This is a genomic window from Pseudoalteromonas aliena, from assembly GCF_038155085.1.
Taxonomy (GTDB): domain Bacteria; phylum Pseudomonadota; class Gammaproteobacteria; order Enterobacterales; family Alteromonadaceae; genus Pseudoalteromonas; species Pseudoalteromonas aliena_A.
Genome location: NZ_JBAKAU010000157.1, coordinates 1 through 222, shown reverse-complemented (window position 1 = coordinate 222; position 222 = coordinate 1). Strand labels below are relative to the sequence as shown.

The 222-nt window shown below is 39.2% G+C and carries 1 protein-coding gene; it reads right to left on the bottom strand.

Going from position 1 to position 222, the window contains the following annotated elements:
- A partial coding sequence (locus tag V6260_RS18915) for a transglycosylase SLT domain-containing protein (protein WP_341595602.1) occupies nucleotides 1-222 on the bottom strand: 222 nt, incomplete at both ends.

Below are 222 nucleotides of genomic sequence, written 5' to 3'. Positions count from 1 at the left end.
ACTCAGCTGGAATAGCGTTATCGGGTAAGCAACGCCTTATACGATGATAGCCTGCATCATAAGAAGCCGTAGCCAGGACTTCATTACCGTGGTTTTTCTTTTTTAAGTACTGTAAGTATCTAGTACCTAATCTAATATTTGTTTTAGGTTGGTATAAGCGACTTCTCGACAGGCTACCTTTATTTACATACTCTGCAGTACTTGGAAGCAATTGCATTAAAC